Origin of the sequence: Streptomyces olivoverticillatus, from assembly GCF_014203555.1 — a bacterium.
GTDB lineage: Bacteria > Actinomycetota > Actinomycetes > Streptomycetales > Streptomycetaceae > Streptomyces > Streptomyces olivoverticillatus.
Map to the genome: position 1 here is coordinate 298,598 of NZ_JACHJH010000005.1, position 15,561 is coordinate 314,158.

At 71.4% G+C, this 15,561-nt stretch carries 16 protein-coding genes and 1 tRNA gene; 6 read left to right on the forward strand and 11 right to left on the reverse strand.

The window, feature by feature from the left end; translation table 11 throughout:
• Positions 1 to 641 precede the first annotated feature (641 nt).
• Both FHS39_RS18525 and FHS39_RS18530 read right to left on the reverse strand, forming a co-directional pair.
• Positions 642 to 714: transfer RNA gene (locus FHS39_RS18525), tRNA-Arg, on the reverse strand.
• Between the two features lie 29 nt (positions 715 to 743).
• Positions 744 to 2,024 (reverse strand): M6 family metalloprotease domain-containing protein, encoded by a 1,281-nt coding sequence (locus tag FHS39_RS18530; protein WP_184350449.1) that lies wholly within the window; start codon positions 2,022 to 2,024, stop codon positions 744 to 746.
• A gap of 214 nt (positions 2,025 to 2,238) precedes the next feature.
• On the opposite strand from FHS39_RS18530, the gene FHS39_RS18535 reads away from it, so the two are divergent.
• Positions 2,239 to 2,904, forward strand: coding sequence for a TetR/AcrR family transcriptional regulator (locus FHS39_RS18535; protein ID WP_343069637.1), 666 nt, complete (start codon positions 2,239 to 2,241; stop codon positions 2,902 to 2,904).
• A 105-nt stretch (positions 2,905 to 3,009) separates the two neighbouring features.
• Positions 3,010 to 4,518 carry an MFS transporter gene (locus tag FHS39_RS18540; RefSeq protein ID WP_184350451.1) on the forward strand — a complete coding sequence of 503 codons (1,509 nt, stop codon included), beginning with the start codon at positions 3,010 to 3,012 and terminating at the stop codon, positions 4,516 to 4,518.
• A gap of 80 nt (positions 4,519 to 4,598) precedes the next feature.
• Here FHS39_RS18540 and FHS39_RS18545 read toward each other — a convergent pair whose 3' ends face one another.
• The gene (locus tag FHS39_RS18545; protein WP_184350452.1) at positions 4,599 to 5,111 is read right to left on the reverse strand and encodes a MarR family winged helix-turn-helix transcriptional regulator; all 513 of its coding nucleotides are present in this window, start codon (positions 5,109 to 5,111) and stop codon (positions 4,599 to 4,601) included.
• A gap of 183 nt (positions 5,112 to 5,294) precedes the next feature.
• Here FHS39_RS18545 and FHS39_RS18550 point away from each other — a divergent pair, with 183 nt between their 5' ends.
• A complete protein-coding gene (locus FHS39_RS18550; RefSeq protein ID WP_246470335.1) occupies positions 5,295 to 6,083 on the forward strand; it encodes a dioxygenase family protein in 789 nt (262 codons plus the stop codon).
• Positions 6,084 to 6,108: 25 nt separating this feature from the next.
• Here FHS39_RS18550 and FHS39_RS18555 read toward each other — a convergent pair whose 3' ends face one another.
• The gene (locus FHS39_RS18555; RefSeq protein WP_184350453.1) at positions 6,109 to 6,549 is read right to left on the reverse strand and encodes a hypothetical protein; all 441 of its coding nucleotides are present in this window, start codon (positions 6,547 to 6,549) and stop codon (positions 6,109 to 6,111) included.
• Between the two features lie 46 nt (positions 6,550 to 6,595).
• Positions 6,596 to 7,144 (reverse strand): GNAT family N-acetyltransferase, encoded by a 549-nt coding sequence (locus tag FHS39_RS18560; protein WP_184350454.1) that lies wholly within the window; start codon positions 7,142 to 7,144, stop codon positions 6,596 to 6,598.
• A gap of 159 nt (positions 7,145 to 7,303) precedes the next feature.
• Between FHS39_RS18560 and FHS39_RS18565 the strand changes: the two genes are divergently transcribed.
• Positions 7,304 to 8,314: a sigma-70 family RNA polymerase sigma factor gene (locus FHS39_RS18565; RefSeq protein WP_184350455.1), complete on the forward strand. Its 1,011-nt coding sequence runs from the start codon at positions 7,304 to 7,306 to the stop codon at positions 8,312 to 8,314.
• Positions 8,315 to 8,357: 43 nt separating this feature from the next.
• Here FHS39_RS18565 and FHS39_RS18570 read toward each other — a convergent pair whose 3' ends face one another.
• Positions 8,358 to 9,317: a helix-turn-helix transcriptional regulator gene (locus FHS39_RS18570; RefSeq protein WP_184350456.1), complete on the reverse strand. Its 960-nt coding sequence runs from the start codon at positions 9,315 to 9,317 to the stop codon at positions 8,358 to 8,360.
• Between the two features lie 98 nt (positions 9,318 to 9,415).
• Between FHS39_RS18570 and FHS39_RS18575 the strand changes: the two genes are divergently transcribed.
• On the forward strand, positions 9,416 to 10,930 hold the full coding sequence (locus FHS39_RS18575) for an MFS transporter (RefSeq protein WP_343069638.1): 1,515 nt from the start codon (positions 9,416 to 9,418) through the stop codon (positions 10,928 to 10,930).
• 77 nt (positions 10,931 to 11,007) lie between these two features.
• Here FHS39_RS18575 and FHS39_RS18580 read toward each other — a convergent pair whose 3' ends face one another.
• Together FHS39_RS18580 and FHS39_RS18585 are read right to left on the reverse strand one after the other, a co-directional pair.
• On the reverse strand, positions 11,008 to 12,108 hold the full coding sequence (locus FHS39_RS18580; RefSeq protein ID WP_184350457.1) for a P1 family peptidase: 1,101 nt from the start codon (positions 12,106 to 12,108) through the stop codon (positions 11,008 to 11,010).
• 26 nt (positions 12,109 to 12,134) lie between these two features.
• Positions 12,135 to 13,340, reverse strand: a complete 1,206-nt coding sequence (locus FHS39_RS18585) for a low temperature requirement protein A (protein ID WP_184350458.1) — start codon at positions 13,338 to 13,340, stop codon at positions 12,135 to 12,137.
• A gap of 57 nt (positions 13,341 to 13,397) precedes the next feature.
• On the opposite strand from FHS39_RS18585, the gene FHS39_RS18590 reads away from it, so the two are divergent.
• Positions 13,398 to 13,574, forward strand: a complete 177-nt coding sequence (locus tag FHS39_RS18590; protein ID WP_184350459.1) for a hypothetical protein — start codon at positions 13,398 to 13,400, stop codon at positions 13,572 to 13,574.
• A gap of 9 nt (positions 13,575 to 13,583) precedes the next feature.
• Here the strand turns inward: FHS39_RS18590 and mscL are convergent, their stop codons facing one another.
• From mscL to FHS39_RS18605, 3 genes are all read right to left on the reverse strand, one after another.
• Positions 13,584 to 14,066 carry a large conductance mechanosensitive channel protein MscL gene (mscL, locus tag FHS39_RS18595; protein ID WP_184350460.1) on the reverse strand — a complete coding sequence of 161 codons (483 nt, stop codon included), beginning with the start codon at positions 14,064 to 14,066 and terminating at the stop codon, positions 13,584 to 13,586.
• Positions 14,067 to 14,231: 165 nt separating this feature from the next.
• Positions 14,232 to 15,089, reverse strand: coding sequence for an S-methyl-5'-thioadenosine phosphorylase (locus FHS39_RS18600; RefSeq protein ID WP_184350461.1), 858 nt, complete (start codon positions 15,087 to 15,089; stop codon positions 14,232 to 14,234).
• A 91-nt stretch (positions 15,090 to 15,180) separates the two neighbouring features.
• On the reverse strand, positions 15,181 to 15,498 hold the full coding sequence (locus FHS39_RS18605) for an FmdB family zinc ribbon protein (RefSeq protein ID WP_184350462.1): 318 nt from the start codon (positions 15,496 to 15,498) through the stop codon (positions 15,181 to 15,183).
• Between the last annotated feature and the right edge of the window lie 63 nt (positions 15,499 to 15,561).

Sequence of the window (15,561 nt, forward strand, 5' to 3'; positions counted from 1 at the left end):
CCATCAAGGCGGCCCTCGACGCCTCTGGGATGTACTCGAACGCATCCGGCACCGGCAGAACGCCGAGGGCGGCCTACCGCTCTACGGCAGCCGGGCCGAGATCACCCCAGAAGGCAGCGTTCGCCTGACCCGAGGCAAGTGGTCCGCCACCATCGGCTGGTTGCGCGTCGGCCTCGTATGCGTGCTCTCATCCGGCACGTATACGAGGCTGTTGCCGTTTCTGGGACGTCAATTGGGAGTTAAGGAACAACCATGGAGAATGACGGCGTGATCTACCTCATGGCCTCTGGATCGTGACGGCTTCGCCTGTGAAGATCCGTCTACAGCCACGTAGTCGAAGCGTGTTCCCTGCGGCTACCGACCAGGCTGCCATGGGATGTGCCGGGTCATGGAAGGCGGCACCTTCGTTGCCCCGGCACCTGCCGAGCCCCCTCTCGTCTTGGGAGGGGGCTCGCGCGCTTCACGGCTCTGACCTGCGAGGAAGCGGGGTCCCCGTGGGAGATGTTTGGGAGACGGCGAGGTGAGTCCAGACCGTTTCGAGGGCGGGGGAGACCGTGCGCAGAGCGGGGCTGAACGGAGAAAGCCCAGGGCGGAGAGTGCTCCGACCTGGGCCTTCGCGCCGTTGGCGCTGGTGATGCGCGTGCCCCCGGGCAGATTCGAACTGCCGACACCCGCTTTAGGAGAGCGGTGCTCTATCCCCTGAGCTACGGAGGCGGGGCAGCCGTCAGTGTAGCGGGTGGGGGTCAGCCGGTGGCAGGGCGGCGGGTCAGGGTGATGTGCCAGGTGCCGGACGGGGTGCGGGCTCCTACGGTCACCTCCACGTCCGCCGTCGTGAAGCGCTGGCCCGTGCGGAAGGTGGCGTCGGTGAGGGCCGGGGTCACGTTGGCGTCGGTGGTGTAGCAGCCGGTGCTGCCCGGGGTGGCGTCCGCCGCGCGGACGGGGGCCGTGCCCGGGGAGAGGTCCGTGGCCACGGTGGTGATCAGTACGCCGGGGCGGCAGACCGTGTGGTCGAGGCGGCCCGGGGCGCGGGCCTCCAGGGTGATGGCCCGGGTCGGGGAGAGCGGGACGACGATCAGTTTCGGGCCGCCGCGCACGGAGGTGGGGGAGAGGGCGTAGGTGCGGGTGCCGACGGAGGTGACGCAGCGGACCTGGGAGGGCGTCAGCCAGCCCAGCTTCCACTTGTGCCAGGCGAGGAAGTCGTTGGACGGGCCCCAGTCCTCGTCCATCGGGTCCCAGTGGCCCACCGGCGTTCGAACGGCGCGGTTGTGCCCGGTGTCGTAGAGGTCGGGCAGGCCGAAGCTGTGGGCGTTCTCGTGGTTGAGGACGCGGAAGGGGCTCTCGCCCGTCTGCCGGCTCCAGATGAAGGAGACGTTCCGGAAGGGCACCCCGTCGTCGGTCTCCAGCCCCGTGGAGGCGCCGGCGAAGGTGACGGAGCGGACGTCCTGGGTGGCGGGCGGGCCCGCGTTCGGGGTGGCCAGGACGTTGATCAGGTCGTAGCGGCGGAAGTCGACCGTGTCGTCCACGGCGGCGAGGATCTCCTTGGCGATCGCGTGGTAGCCGTCGTCCCGGGTCACGTCGAAGGGCGTGCCGCGCGCGATGCCGTACGCGGCGTACGGGCGTGACATGCGGATCCAGCGCAGGACGGGGGTGGAGCGGTAGTCCAGCCGCCCGTACGAGCTGGCGCGGTAGTAGTCGGCGACGGCCGGGAAGAACTCGGCGTACCGCTGCCGCGGGCTCGTCTCGGCCGGGGCGTCGGGGAAGTCGATGAAGAAGGTGACCGCCCGGACCGTGCCGCTGGACGGCGCGTAGCCCCCGGGGGTGCGGGCGCCCTCGGAGACGTTGTCGGTGAGCGTGTGCAGCGCGCAGGGGCCGGACGGGTGGCGGGCGGCGGGGACCTGCCGGAGCGCGGCCGCCGGCAGACCGGCGGCCGCCGTGCCGGCGACGGTCTCTCCGGCCTCGGAGGGCACCGGCCCGGCGAGTGCGAAGGCGGTGGCCGCCGCCACGGTGATGGCCAGGGTCTTCATGGGGTCACCGTGTGCAGCCCCGTACGGCGTTCGCGCGCGGGACTGCGGCAGACGGAGGCGGAACCTCACCCTCCGCGCCGAAGGTGCGCTTTGTGATTCACCTCACATCTTCGGGCGAAATATCCGGGGAGCTTCTCCCCGTTTAACTGGGCGTCTCTGTCAAACGGGGAGTCCTTCCCCGATTCCGGATTTCCCTGTCGAAGGAGTGCCGACCGTGGTCGCAGCCCCGCAGCCCCGCCTCCGGGCGGACGCCCTGCGCAACCGGGAGCGGATCGTCGCGGCCGCCCGCGAGGCGCTCGTCGAACACGGGGCCGAATCCTCGCTCGATGAAATCGCTCGACGGGCCGGGGTCGGCAATGCGACGCTTTACCGGCACTTCGCGGACCGCCGCGAGCTGATCCACCATGTCACCCTCTCCGTCATGGCCCGCATCGCGGACCAGGCCGAGAGCGCAAGAGTCGAGGAGCCCGATGCTTTCCTGGCGTTGAGGCGCTTTGTCCACGCCGCGGCGGACGAGCGCATCGGGGCGCTCTGCCCGCTGCTCGCAGACGGCATCGACAAGGACCATCCGGAACTCGTCGAGGCCCGCGACCGGTTGGAGCGGGAGAGCGAGGCCCTGATGGCCGCCGCCCGTGCGTCCGGGCAGCTGCGCACGGACATCGCCGTCGGCGATCTGATGGTGGCCATCACCCAGCTCACCAGGCCCCTGCCGGACGCCGGATGCATCGACTTCGATCAGTTCGTCCACCGGCACCTGCAGCTCTTCCTGGACGGGCTGATGGCCCCGGCCCGCTCCGAACTCCCCGGCTCCGCCGCGACCTTGGAAGACCTGCGCCGCAAGGCCCAGACCTCGCGCGACGACCTGTCACGAAACCGGTAGCCCGCACGTCGTATCAGCAGCACCAGCAGCACCCAGCACCGCCCGCAGCACCCGCACCGCCCGCAGTCCCAAAACCCTCCGCACACCGCTAGGTAGGCCCCACCCATGCCAGATCTCACCGCCCAGGCGGACCCCAAACGCTGGAAAGCGCTCATATTCATCGCACTCGCGCAGCTGATGGTCGTCCTCGACGCGACCATCGTGAACATCGCGCTGCCCTCCGCCCAGGCCGACCTCGGCATCTCGGACGGCAACCGGCAGTGGGTCATCACCGCCTACGCGCTCGCCTTCGGCGGACTGCTGCTCTTCGGCGGCCGGATCTCCGACCTGTGGGGCCGCAAGCGGACCTTCGTCACCGGCCTCATCGGCTTCGCGGCCGCCTCCGCGATCGGCGGCGCCGCGGTCAACACCGGGATGCTGCTCGGCGCCCGCGCCCTGCAGGGCGCCTTCGGCGCGCTGCTCGCCCCGGCCGCGCTCTCGCTGCTCGCCGTGCTGTTCACCGAGGCGCAGGAGCGCGCCAAGGCCTTCGGCGTCTTCGGCGCCATCGCCGGTGCGGGTGGCGGCTTCGGCCTCATCCTCGGCGGCCTGTTCACCGAGTACCTGAACTGGCGCTGGACGTTCTTCGTGAACATCCCCTTCGCCGTCGTCGCCGCGTTCGGCGCGATCGCCACCATCCACGAGCCCGAGGGCAGCCGCAACTCCTCCAAGCTCGACATCCCCGGCGTCATCCTGGCCACCCTCGGCCTGGTCTCGCTCGTCTACGGCTTCACGCGCGCCGAGTCCGACGGCTGGACGGCCGGCGGCACCATCGGCCTGTTCGTCGCCGCGGCCGTGCTGCTGCTCGTCTTCCTGGTCGTCGAGAAGAAGGTGAAGGCCCCGCTGCTGCCGCTGCGCGTGGTCACCAACCGCAACCGCGGCGGCGTCTACGTCTCGCTGGCCCTGGCCGCCATCGCGATGTTCGGCCTGTTCCTCTTCCTCACGTACTACCTGCAGGTCGTCCGGCAATACTCCCCGGTCAAGACCGGCCTGGCGTTCCTGCCGATGATCGCCATGATGATCACCGGCTCCACCCAGATCGGTGCGCGCCTGATGAACCGCGTCCCGGCGCGCTGGCTGATGGGCCCCGGCTTCCTGCTGGCCGCCGTCGGCATGACGCTGCTCACCCAGATCGACCTGGACACCTCCTACGCCAAGGTGGTCCTGCCCGGCCTGCTGCTGATGGGCCTCGGCATGGGTACGGCCTTCATGCCCGCGATGAGCCTGGCCACCTTCGGCGTGCAGGCGCGTGACGCCGGTGTCGCCTCCGCGATGGTCAACACCTCGCAGCAGGTCGGCGGCGCCATCGGCACCGCGCTGCTCAACACCATCGCCGCCAGCGCCACCACCGACTACTTCAAGTCGCACATGGCCGGTGCCACTTCGCAGAAGCTGCTCACCTTCAAGTCGATGGTGCACGGCTACTCCACCGCGGTGTGGTGGGCGGCCGGCATCCTGACGCTGTCCGCGCTGGTCGCGCTGGTCTTCGTCAACGCCAACCAGGGACAGCCGGCCGGCGGCGCCCAGGGCGACGGCGAGGGCGAGTCCGTCGACGCCGTTCCGGTGATGGCTCACTGAGCCGTCTCGCCGTAACTATGTAAAGACACGACCAGAGGCCCCCGCCGGATCCGGCGGGGGCCTCTACGCATTACGGACGGTCAGCGCAGCCACGGCAGGTCCGCGCCCGTCGCCGGCTGCAGACCCGCCGCGATGACGCGGCACATCTCGCCGAACTGGGCGGCCTGTTCGGGCGTCAGCCGGTCGAACAGCGCCATGCGCACCGCCTCGACGTGCCCCGGCGCCGACGCGCGCAGCATCTCGAACCCCTCGTCCGTGAGCACCGCCAGCTGCCCGCGCTTGTCCGACGGGCAGTCCTCGCGCCGCACCCAGCCGTTCTTCTCCAGCCGCGCGATGGCGTGCGAGAGCCGGGACCGGGTGATCTTGGCGTGCTGGGCGAGCTCCGTCATCCGCATCCGGCGGCGCGGCGCGTCCGAGAGCTGGACGAGCAGCCCGTAGTAGATGTGCGGCATGCCCGCGTCGCGCTGGAGCTGGCGGTCGAGGAAGTCCTCAAGGAGGGTCGAGGCGTGGCGGTACGCCCGCCAGGTGGCCTGCTCCTCGTCGGTGAGCCAGTGAGGCGCCGCCTCCGTGCTCCCCTCGGGTCGGTTCTTCATGGCATCCACTGTTTCACTCGCCTCCCCCGGCTGCGCACGGCGTCCCGCCCGCAGCGAATTGCTTGAAACTTAAATAAGCAGCGGTTAGGCTCGAAGTGACCGAGCTTGAGACTTCAAGTAAACAGGACTCGAGCAAAGCAGGACTCAAGCAAGCAGGCTTCGAGTAAACGCTGGAGGGCACCCATGCAGGCCACCGCCGCACCGTCCGGCGGGCGTATGCCCGCCCTCTACCTCTCGCACGGCGCGCCGCCGCTGGCGGACGACCCTGTCTGGCCCGGCCAGCTCGCCGCCTGGTCCGCCGCGCTGCCCCGGCCGCGCGCCGTTCTGATCGTCTCCGCCCACTGGGAGGAGGCGCCCCTGACGCTCGGCGCCACCGCGACCGTGCCGCTTGTCCACGACTTCTGGGGCTTCCCGGAGCGCTATTACGCGGTGCAGTACGCGGCGCCGGGCGCGCCCGAGCTGGCCGCGCAGGTGCGCAAGATGCTGCGCCGCCCCGGCACGCCCGTGCACGGCATGCCGGATCGGGGGCTGGACCACGGGGCCTACGTGCCGCTGGTCGAGATGTACCCCGGCGCCGACGTGCCCGTCCTGCAGATGTCGATGCCCACGCTCGACCCGCAACGGCTGCTGGAGCTCGGCCGCAGGCTCGCGCCGCTGCGCGACGAGGGCGTGCTGATCGTGGGGAGCGGCTTCTTCACCCACAACCTGGCCGCCCTGCGGCATGCGGGCGTGCCCGGCTGGTCTGCGGAGTTCGACGCGTGGGGGGAGGAGGCGCTCCGGGCCGGCGACGTCGACGCGCTGCTCGGCTTCGAGGGCAAGGCCCCGGCGGCCGCGCTCGCCCACCCGCGCACCGAGCACTTCGCGCCCCTCTTCGTCACCCTGGGCGCCTCCGAGGGCGAGACGGCCGGCCCGCGGAGCGTCATCGACGGGTTCTGGATGGGGCTGGCGAAGCGCTCGGTGCAGTTCGGCTAGTCAGGCCCAGGGTGCGGCCCCGGCCTCAGTGTTCGCGCCAGTAGAAGAGGTAGTACGCGGTCACGCCCAGCCCCAGCCCGAACAGCAGGCCGATGCTCGACGCCCGCAGTACGGTCCCGCCGGTCAGGCTGTACAGGAACCCCATGCTCGCCCCGAACAGCGCGCCGAACGCGGCTGCCCGCACCTCCGCCATCATCGAGTTGCGCCGGCGGATCAGTACGTAGCCGAGGCCCCCGGAGGCGATCGCGGCGATCAGCCCCACCAGCCATCCCTGGAGCTCGGAGTAGCCGTTGTCGTGCGCCAGGAAGACCGTGTAGAGACCGAGGGCCAAGCCGCCGACGACGGGTACGGCCACGGCGGCGCGAGGTGCGTGGCGGACGTCCGTGAGGTGTTCGCCCCGTGCCACGGGCCCCGGGCCCTCGTGGGCGTAGTGGTGGCGGCCGGGCATGATCGAGTGGGTCGGCATGGCGGGCTCCTCTCACTCACCCCCGCCACACCAGGGCACACCCGCCTCAGGGCCCGGGCAACTCGATCACGGACGCACCCACCGGCCGCTCGTAGTGCGTCACGTCCCAGTACCGCCCGAACTTCCGGCCCACCTCACGGAAGGTGCCGACGACCGTGAAGCCGAAGGCGCGGTGCAGCCGGTCGGAGGCCGGGTTCGGCTGGGTGATCCCGGCGTACGCGCGGTGGACGTCCTCGCTCTCCAGCGCCGCGAAGAGCGCCTCGTAGAGCAGCGTGCCGATGCCGCGGCCCGTCGCGTCCGGCGCGCAGTAGACGCTGACCTCGACTGATGTGCCGTACGCGGCCTTGGGGCGGAAGGGGCTGCTGGTCGCGTAACCGAGAATCCGACCTTCCGGGACGTCTTGGGCAACCAGCAGCCGGTGTGGGCCGTCTTGGGAGTAGGACTCCAGCCACCGGCGGCGTTCCTCCGTGGTGTACGGGGTGACGTCGAAGGTGATGGGCGTCTCGCGCACGTAGTGGTTGTAGAGCTCCGTAAGGGCCTCGATATCCCCTGTGGTGCCCGGTCTGACCTGCACGTCCATCGGCTGTGGCGGCATGGAACCCCCCTTGTGGGCGGACAGGGTACTGCATGATCAGAAAAAAGAAGACGCCCGAGGGAATTCTGTCCGGATTCCAGTCGTTCTTTTCTTCGGACGGGGCACCCGCCAGGGCGTCCCGAGTCCGTCCCGCGACCCACTCATCGCAAGGGAGTACGCATGGCAACCCGTGCCGTCGCCCGTCGTCAGACCGCCGCCCGGGGCTCCGACGAGGCAAGCAGTGTTCGCGCCGCAGGCGGGGAGATCGCCGATCGCGACCTGGTCGGCATGTACCTCGACGAAATAGCGCGTACGCCCCTGCTCGACGCCGCCAAGGAGGTCGAGCTGTCGCAGACCATCGAGGCGGGCGTCTACGCCCAGCAGATCCTCGACGGCCAGGAGGAGACGGACAAGGCGGGCAAGGCCGCCGACGCCTCCCGCGAGGAGCTCGAAGCGATAGCGGAAGAGGGTGCCCACGCCAAGGACGTCTTCATCAAGTCCAACCTGCGCCTGGTCGTCGCCGTGGCCCGCCGCTATCCGCGCAGCGGCCTGCCGCTCCTGGATCTCGTCCAGGAGGGCAACGCCGGCCTGGTGCGGGCGGTGGAGAAGTTCGACTACACCAAGGGCTTCAAGTTCTCCACGTACGCGACGTGGTGGATCCGCCAGGCCATCACCCGGTCGATCGCCGACCAGTCCCGTACGATCCGGCTCCCCGTCCACCTGGTCGAGGAGCTCGGCCGCATCCGCCGGGTGCAGCGCGAGTTCAACCGGGAGAACGGCCGCGAGCCCGAGCACGCCGAGATAGCCGCCGAGCTGGGCACCACGCCCGAGCGCGTCGGTGACGTGCTGGACTGGGCGCGCGACCCGGTCAGCCTGAACATGTCCGTGGACGACGAGGGCGAGACCCAGTTCGGCGACCTGCTGGAGGACACCTCCGCGGTCTCGCCGGAGCAGTCGGTGATCGCGCTGCTGCGCAGCGAGGAGCTGGAGAGCCTGATCGGCCGTCTCGACCACCGCACCGCCTCGATCATCAAGGCCCGCTACGGCATCGAGGACGGGCGCGAGCGCACGCTGACCGAGGTCGGCAAGCAGCACGGGCTGACGCGCGAGCGCATCCGGCAGATCGAGAAGCACGCGCTGCTGGAGCTGAAGAAGATGGCCCACGACACCGGGTTCGACGCGGCGGCGTAACCGCACCGTCCGGGGGCCCGCGCCCCCGGACCGCGGCCGCGGGTCAGCCTGCGGCGCGGCTGATGCGCGCCCCCAGCTCCCGCAAGTGCTCGATCAGCGCGGGCGGTTCGTGCACCGCGAACTCGCAGTCCACCAGCGCCAGCCGGAACGCCACCCACTCCAGGGAGTCGGCCGTCGTCACGTCGAGCCGGCAGCTGGTGTCGCCCGTGGCCACCGGCATCCCCAGCCACCGCGGCAGCCGCGCCGCCACGAACTCCGCGGGCGCCTCGAACGCCGCCACCACCCGGTACGTCGGCTGGAGCCCGGCCATGGAGCGGCTCAGGTACTCCGCCGCGTCGGCCGCCGGGAGCTCGCGCGGTGTGAAGCGCGCGCCGGTCGCGAAGGGCTCGCTGACCCGGTCCACCCGGAACGTCCGCCAGTCGTCGCGGTCGATGTCGTACGCCACCAGGTACCAGCGGCGGCCCGTGCTGACCAGACGGTGCGGTTCGACCAGCCGCTTTGTCTCCTCGCCGTCCCCCTTGCGGTAGGCGAAGCGCAGCCGCTCCTGGCCGGTGGCCGCCGAGGCCATCACCGTCAGCGTGTGCGGGTCGACGCTCGCGCCGTCGCCGCCGACGAGCGGCACGGTCGCGGCCTGCAGGGCGCCCACCCGGTGCCGCAGCCTTGAGGGGAGCACCTGCTCCAGCTTGGCCAGGGCCCGTACGGACGCCTCTTCGATGCCCTCGACGGCGTGGCCCGCGCCCGCCCGCAGCCCCACGGCGATGGCCACCGCCTCCTCGTCGTCGAGGACCAGCGGCGGCATGGCCGCTCCGGCCGCCAGCCGGTACCCGCCGTCCGCTCCCATCGTTGCCTGTACGGGGTAGCCGAGGTCGCGGAGCCGCTCGATGTCCCGCCGGATGGTGCGCGGGCTGACTCCGAGTCGCGTCGCGAGCTCGCTGCCGGGCCATTCGCGGGGCGTCTGGAGGAGGGACAGCAGATTCAGCAGCCGTGCCGGAGTGTCGGTCATGCCACTCAGTCTGGCGCCGATCTAGGACACGTCCTGGCCTATATGGGGTTTACGTTTCTCCGAGACCACCGCAGAACACCCAAAGAGGAAGGCCCCCTGTGACCACCGCCCCGCCCCCCGGCGCCTCACCCGACGCCTCGGACCGTCGCCGCTGGCTGGCGCTGGCCGTCGTGATGACCGCGTCCTTCATGGACCTCGTCGACGTCACCATCGTCAACATCGCGATGCCCAGCATCCAGAAGGACATCGGCGCCTCGTTCAGCGTCCTGCAGTGGATCACCGAAGGATATGCGCTCGCCTTCGCCGCCGGACTGATCACGGGTGGCCGCCTCGGCGACATATACGGGCGCAGGCGGATATTCCTCCTCGGCATGTCCGGCTTCACCCTCGCCTCGATGCTCTGCGGCATCGCCGGCGACCCGCATCTGCTGGTCGCCGCGCGCGTCCTGCAGGGCGGCATGGCGGCGCTCATGGTGCCGCAGGTGCTGGCGATCGTGCACGCCACCTTCCCCGCCCACGAGCGCGGCAAGGTCTTCGGCATGTTCGGCGCGGTCGTGGGCCTGGGCGCGGTCTCCGGCCCCATCCTCGGGGCGCTGCTGACCCAGTGGAACCTCTTCGGTCTGGAGTGGCGGCCGATCTTCCTGGTCAACCTGCCGGTGGGCATCGCCGGGCTGATCATGGGCCGCCGCTACATCGGCGAGTCCAAGGCCCCGCAGGCGCTCAAGCTGGACCTGGTGGGCGTGGTGCTGGCGACGGGCGGCCTGCTGATGCTGCTCTACCCGCTGACCCAGGGCCGCGAGCTGGGCTGGCCGCTGTGGGGCTACCTCTGCATGCTCGGCAGCGTCCTGGTCTTCGGCGCCTTCGTGGCCTACGAGCGCCACAAGACCCGCAAGGACGGCTCGCCGCTGGTCGAACTGTCGCTGTTCAAGGTCAAGAGCTTCGCCGCCGGCATCGGCGTGGAGATCGCCTTCGGCATCGCCTGCGGCATCTTCTTCCTGATCTGGACCCTGTACATGCAGATCGGGCTGGGCTGGAGCCCGCTGCGGGCCGGCCTGACCGGCATCCCCTTCTCGATCGCGGTGTCGGCGGCGGCCGGGGTGTCCGTGCAGAAGCTGGTGCCCCGCTTCGGACGCAAGGTGCTGCAGGCGGGCGCGGTGTCGATGGCGGCCGGCGTGATGCTCTACATCTGGGAGTCCGGGCACTACGGCACGGACATCCACCCCTGGCAGATGGCGCTGCCGCTGGTCGTCATGGGCCTGGGCATGGGCCTGATCGTCGCCCCGCTCACCGAGACCGTCCTCGCCGAGGTGCCGCGCGAGCACTCCGGCTCCGCGTCCGGCCTGATCAACACCACGCAGCAGCTGGGCAATGCGGTCGGGCTCGGCCTGGTGTCGGTGGTCTTCTTCAACCAGCTGGACCAGGGCGCGATGGCCCGCGGCCACGCGGGCGAGGCGTTCGGCAAGGCGTTCCGGCACGGCATGTGGTGGGTCGCGGCGGTGCTGGGTGTGGTGCTGGTGCTGATGTTCGTGCTGCCGCGCAAGGCCGAGGCGGCTGCCGGGGCGGTCGCGGACGCGGCCGGCGAGCCGGTGCACGAGGAGGCCGCGGCGGCCTGACGGTCCCTGCGCCCTAAAGGCCCCGGCCTGCCTGTTCCCCTACAGGCAGGCCGGGGCCTTCGGCGTTCACGGGGGCGTCACTCGCCGTAGAGCTCCCGGTAGGAGGGGAAGACGCCGCCGGGCCCGTCGACGCCCTCCGCCGCGAGGACGGCCTTGACCACCGAGCGGGTCAGCACGTCGGCACCCGCGGCCAGGATCTCGTTGACCGCGCCCGCCGCGAAGTCGGCGCTGCCCGGCAGGGATTCCTCGACGGGCAGCGGCCGCGCCCCGGTGGCCAGCGCGAAGACCGTGTCGCCATCGGTCAGCAGATGGACAGGCCGCACCGCGCGGGCCAGGCCGTCGTGGGCGGTGCCCGCCAGCTTCTGCGCCTGGGCGCGGGTGAGGACAGCGTCCGTGGCGACGACGGCGATGGTCGTGTTGAGCGGAGGGTGCGCGGAGGCGGCCCAGCGCCGGGCGGATTCCGCCCGCGCCGCATCGAGGGTGCGGCGCGCCGCGAGGTGGCGCTCCGGATCCGGGTACGCGACGCGGCCGCCTTCGTACAGCCGCCCGTAGAGGACGCCCGTCTCCGGGTCGGCCACCGCACCCGCCGCGTTGACGGCGGCGAGGGCCGCGACGGTCACGCCCGAGGGCAGGACGGTGCTGGCGGTGCCGATGCCGCCCTTGAGGCCCCCGGCCACGGCGCCGGTGCCTGCGCCCACGTTGCCCAGTGCGACCGGCGCCCCCGGCGCGGTGCGGGCCGCGGCCTCGGCCGCCTCGCGGCCGAGCGCGGCGCCCGGGCGGGCCCGCCAGTCGCCGCCGCGGCCGAGGTCGAAGAGGGCGGCGGCGGGTACGACCGGCACGACCTGGGCCGGGTCCGGGCCGACCCGGAAGCCGCGGCCCGCGTCCTCCAGCCAGGCCATGACGCCGGAGGCGGCGTCCAGGCCGAAGGCGCTGCCGCCGGTGAGGACGACGGCTTCCACGCGCTGGACCAGATTGCGGGGGTCGAGGGCATCGGTCTCGCGGGTGCCCGGGCCGCCGCCGCGCACGTCCACGGCGGCGGTGGCGCCGCCGGCGTCCGTGAGGACCACGGTGGTGCCGGACAGGGCCCGCTCCCCGGTCAGCTGCGCATGCCCGACGCGCAGACCGCGGACGTCGGTGAGCGCGTCCAAGGGGCCCGTGGAGAACGGTGTGTTGGTCATACACCCATCCTGCCCGCCGAGCCCGTTCAGGCCTCGTACGGGCTGTTGCGTGCCGCCAACGTCACACCGGTCGCGACCGTCACCACCCCCACCAGCCCCGTCAGCAACACCGTCTCCCGGCCCGCGAAGGTGCACGCCAGGATCGCCAGTGCCGAGACGGGCAGGACCAACTGCTGGGCCACACCGCGCTTGTAGTGGCGGGAGTGGACGAGCCAGACCGAGCACATGAACAGGGCGGCCGGGACGGTGACCGCGGCGGATGCGGCGAGGACGGAGATGCCGGCCTTGCCCGTGGCCTGCTCGATGGCCACCTCGATGCCCGCGCCGATGGCGGCCGCCGAGCCGAGGACCGCGTAGTGGCCGTAACCCCAGGCGAACGCCTGCCGGTTGGAGGCCAGGTGCAGATGGATCGGGACGGCGAAGTAGATCCAGAACGCGGCGAAGATCAGCAGCAGCCCGCCCCCCGCCATCGGCAGGAGCAGGCCCAGGGCCTCGTTCTCGTCCAGGGCCGACTGGACGGCCGCCGTGGCCGCCGCCACCGTCTCGCCCAGGACGATGAGGGTGAACAGGCCGTACCGCTCGGCGATGTGGTGCGGGTGCCAGGTGGTCTCCTGCCCCCGCCCCAGCTCCGCGAAGGCGGGCACGGACATCTCCACCGCGGCCATCACCAGGAACAGCCACGGCTTGGCAGGGGTGGGCAGGAACAGCAGCCCCAGCCAACCCACCTGGCACGCGCTCACGCCCGCCGCGTACCGCAGCGCCGTGCGTCGCTCGGCGCCGGTGGCGCCGTGCCCGGCGCGCAGCCACTGGGAGACCAGCGCCAGCCGCATCACCACGTAGCCGAACCACACGACGCGGAAATCGGCGTGGTCGAAGGCGCGCGGGATCCCCGCCGCCAGCACCAGCACCCCGGCGATCTGTACGAGCGTCACCACGCGGTAGAGCGCGTCGTCGGTGTCGTAGGCGGAGGAGAACCAGCTGAAGTTGACCCAGGCCCACCAGACCGAAAAAAAGGTCATCAGGTAGCCGGCGATGCCGTGGCCGGGGTGTCCCGAGGCCAGCGCGTGTACCAGCGCCCTGCCCGCCTGGGCCACGGCGACGACGAAGCAGAGGTCGAAGAAGAGCTCCAGCGGCGTGGCGGCCCGGTGCGGCTCGTCGCGGTCGCGGGCGGTCATCCGGCGCAGCACGGCGGCGTGCCGCCCGGGCGTACGGTGACCGTCACCGTTGGTCATAGGGCGATTGTCGCCGCTGCCCCCGGGAGCCGCGCGCCGAGCCCGTACCCTGGGTGCATGAGCACCGCCCCCGAACCCGCCCCCCGGACCGCCCCGGCCGTCGCGCTGGACTTCGACGACCCGCTGGACCGGCCGTCCTCGGACGACACGGACCGCGGCTGGGGAGACCGCCCCTCCGGCGGCGCGGACGGCCTCGCGTGGTTCCTGGAAGAGAAGCCGCCGCACCACATCTGAATCTGAGCGTCAGCGCTGGGCCGGTACGGAGGAGTCCGTGCCGGGGCCGCGGCGCTGTTCGACGAGGGCGTCGCGGATCTGGGCGAGCAGCTCGATCTCGGTGAGCTCGGCGGGCTTGGCCTCCGCCGGGGCCTTGGCCGCCTGGCGCTCCTGCCAGCGCTTCATCGGCAGCAGCATCAGGAAGTAGACCACCGCCGCGGTGATCAGGAAGGTGAGCGAGGCGCTGAGTACCGCGCCCCACTGGATGTAGACGCCCCGGGTCACCACGCCCGACGCCGAGCGGGCGCAGGGGCCCTTGAGGCAGGCCGCGTAGTGGTCGAGGTCGGTGGTGCCGAAGGCGCCGACGACCGGGTTGATCACGCCCTTGACCACCGAGTTCACGATGTTGGTGAACGCAGCGCCGATGACAACGGCGACCGCGAGGTCGATCACGTTGCCCCGCATCAGGAATGCCTTGAAGCCGCCAAGGACCCCTGTCTTCTTCTCGCTCACCGAACAGCCTCTCTCTGTGCGCATCCATGACGGAATGGTCGATTCCATAATGTATGGGACAGACGAAAGAACCCTGACCGGGCCGCCTCCGGGGCAAACACCACCGGACCGGGCGCGCGGTGCCTCCATTCGGGCCACCGCGCGCCGTTGCGCCCTCGGCGCCGCTTACGGCAGCTCGATGCCCAGGTCCCAGCCGTCGTGCACATGCGTGCACAGGCAGTCGCGGTCCTCGGTCTTGGGCAGTGCGGCCACCGCGTCGAAGAGCACCTCGCGCAGCCGGCCCACGTTCTCGCCGAAGACCCGCAGCACCTCCTCGTGGGAGACGCCATCGCCGGTCTCCGCGCCCGCGTCCAGGTCCGTGACCAGCGACATCGAGGTGTAGCACAGGCCCAGCTCGCGGGCGAGGACCGCCTCGGGGTGCCCGGTCATGCCGACCACCGACCAGCCCTGCGCCGCGTGCCACAGCGACTCGGCGCGGGTGGAGAAGCGCGGGCCCTCGATGACGACCATCGTGCCGCCGTCCACCGGCTCCCAGCCGCGGCCGCGCGCCGCCGCCACCGCGACGGCCCGCCCCGCCGGGCAGTAGGGGTCGGCGAAGGTCGTGTGCACCACGTTGGGCACGCTGCCTCCCCCAGGCAGCGGCTCGCCGTCGAAGAAGGTCTGGGTGCGGGACTTGGTGCGGTCCACCAGCTGGTCCGGTACGAGCAGCGTGCCCGGCCCGTACTCCGTCCGCAGCCCGCCCACCGCGCACGGGCCGAACACCTGACGCACGCCGACCGAGCGCAGCGCCCAGAGGTTGGCCCGGTAGTTGATGCGGTTCGGGGGCAGCCGGTGCTCGCGGCCGTGCCGGGGGAGGAAGGCCACCGTGCGGCCCGCGATCTCGCCGAGGAAGAGCGAATCGCTCGGCGCTCCGTAGGGGGTCTCGACCGTGATCTCGGTCACGTCCTCGAGGAAGGAGTAGAACCCCGATCCGCCGATGACGCCTATCTCCGCTGCCGCGCGCGTGCTGCTCGTATCGACCATGCGGCTCACCCTAGCCGCCGGGCCCGGATACGACGGAGCCCGCCGCTTCCGTGAGGGAAGCGGCGGGCTTGCGTCGTGCGTGGGGCCGGTGTCAGGCGGCCGAGCTGCTCGTCGAGGACGAGGAGGAAGAGGAGGACGTCGAAGTCGAGGACGACGACGAGGAGTCGCTCTTCGAGGCGGCGGTGGAGGACGAGGTCGTCGACTTCGCCGCCGGGCTGCTGCTGGACGACGAGCCGCGGCTGTCGTTCCGGTAGAAGCCGGAACCCTTGAAGACGATGCCGACCGCGGAGAAGACCTTCTTCAGGCGTCCGTCGCACTGCGGGCACACGGTCAAGGCGTCATCGGTGAACTTCTGCACCGCCTCGAGGCCTTCGCCGCACTCGGTGCACTGGTACTGGTAAGTCGGCACTTGCTCCTCCTGGCACTCTCACTCAATGAGTGCTAACGACGCTCAATAGTGCAGTATTCCGGC

Coding starts and splice junctions, on each gene's coding strand:
- FHS39_RS18530 (WP_184350449.1), bottom strand. CDS start 2,024: ATGAAGACCCTGGCCATCACCGTGGCGGCGGCCACCGCCTTCGCACTC.
- FHS39_RS18540 (WP_184350451.1), top strand. CDS start 3,010: ATGCCAGATCTCACCGCCCAGGCGGACCCCAAACGCTGGAAAGCGCTC.
- FHS39_RS18545 (WP_184350452.1), bottom strand. CDS start 5,111: ATGAAGAACCGACCCGAGGGGAGCACGGAGGCGGCGCCTCACTGGCTC.
- FHS39_RS18550 (WP_246470335.1), top strand. CDS start 5,295: ATGCAGGCCACCGCCGCACCGTCCGGCGGGCGTATGCCCGCCCTCTAC.
- FHS39_RS18555 (WP_184350453.1), bottom strand. CDS start 6,549: ATGCCGACCCACTCGATCATGCCCGGCCGCCACCACTACGCCCACGAG.
- FHS39_RS18560 (WP_184350454.1), bottom strand. CDS start 7,144: ATGCCGCCACAGCCGATGGACGTGCAGGTCAGACCGGGCACCACAGGG.
- FHS39_RS18565 (WP_184350455.1), top strand. CDS start 7,304: ATGGCAACCCGTGCCGTCGCCCGTCGTCAGACCGCCGCCCGGGGCTCC.
- FHS39_RS18570 (WP_184350456.1), bottom strand. CDS start 9,317: ATGACCGACACTCCGGCACGGCTGCTGAATCTGCTGTCCCTCCTCCAG.
- FHS39_RS18580 (WP_184350457.1), bottom strand. CDS start 12,108: ATGACCAACACACCGTTCTCCACGGGCCCCTTGGACGCGCTCACCGAC.
- FHS39_RS18585 (WP_184350458.1), bottom strand. CDS start 13,340: ATGACCAACGGTGACGGTCACCGTACGCCCGGGCGGCACGCCGCCGTG.
- FHS39_RS18590 (WP_184350459.1), top strand. CDS start 13,398: ATGAGCACCGCCCCCGAACCCGCCCCCCGGACCGCCCCGGCCGTCGCG.
- FHS39_RS18600 (WP_184350461.1), bottom strand. CDS start 15,089: ATGGTCGATACGAGCAGCACGCGCGCGGCAGCGGAGATAGGCGTCATC.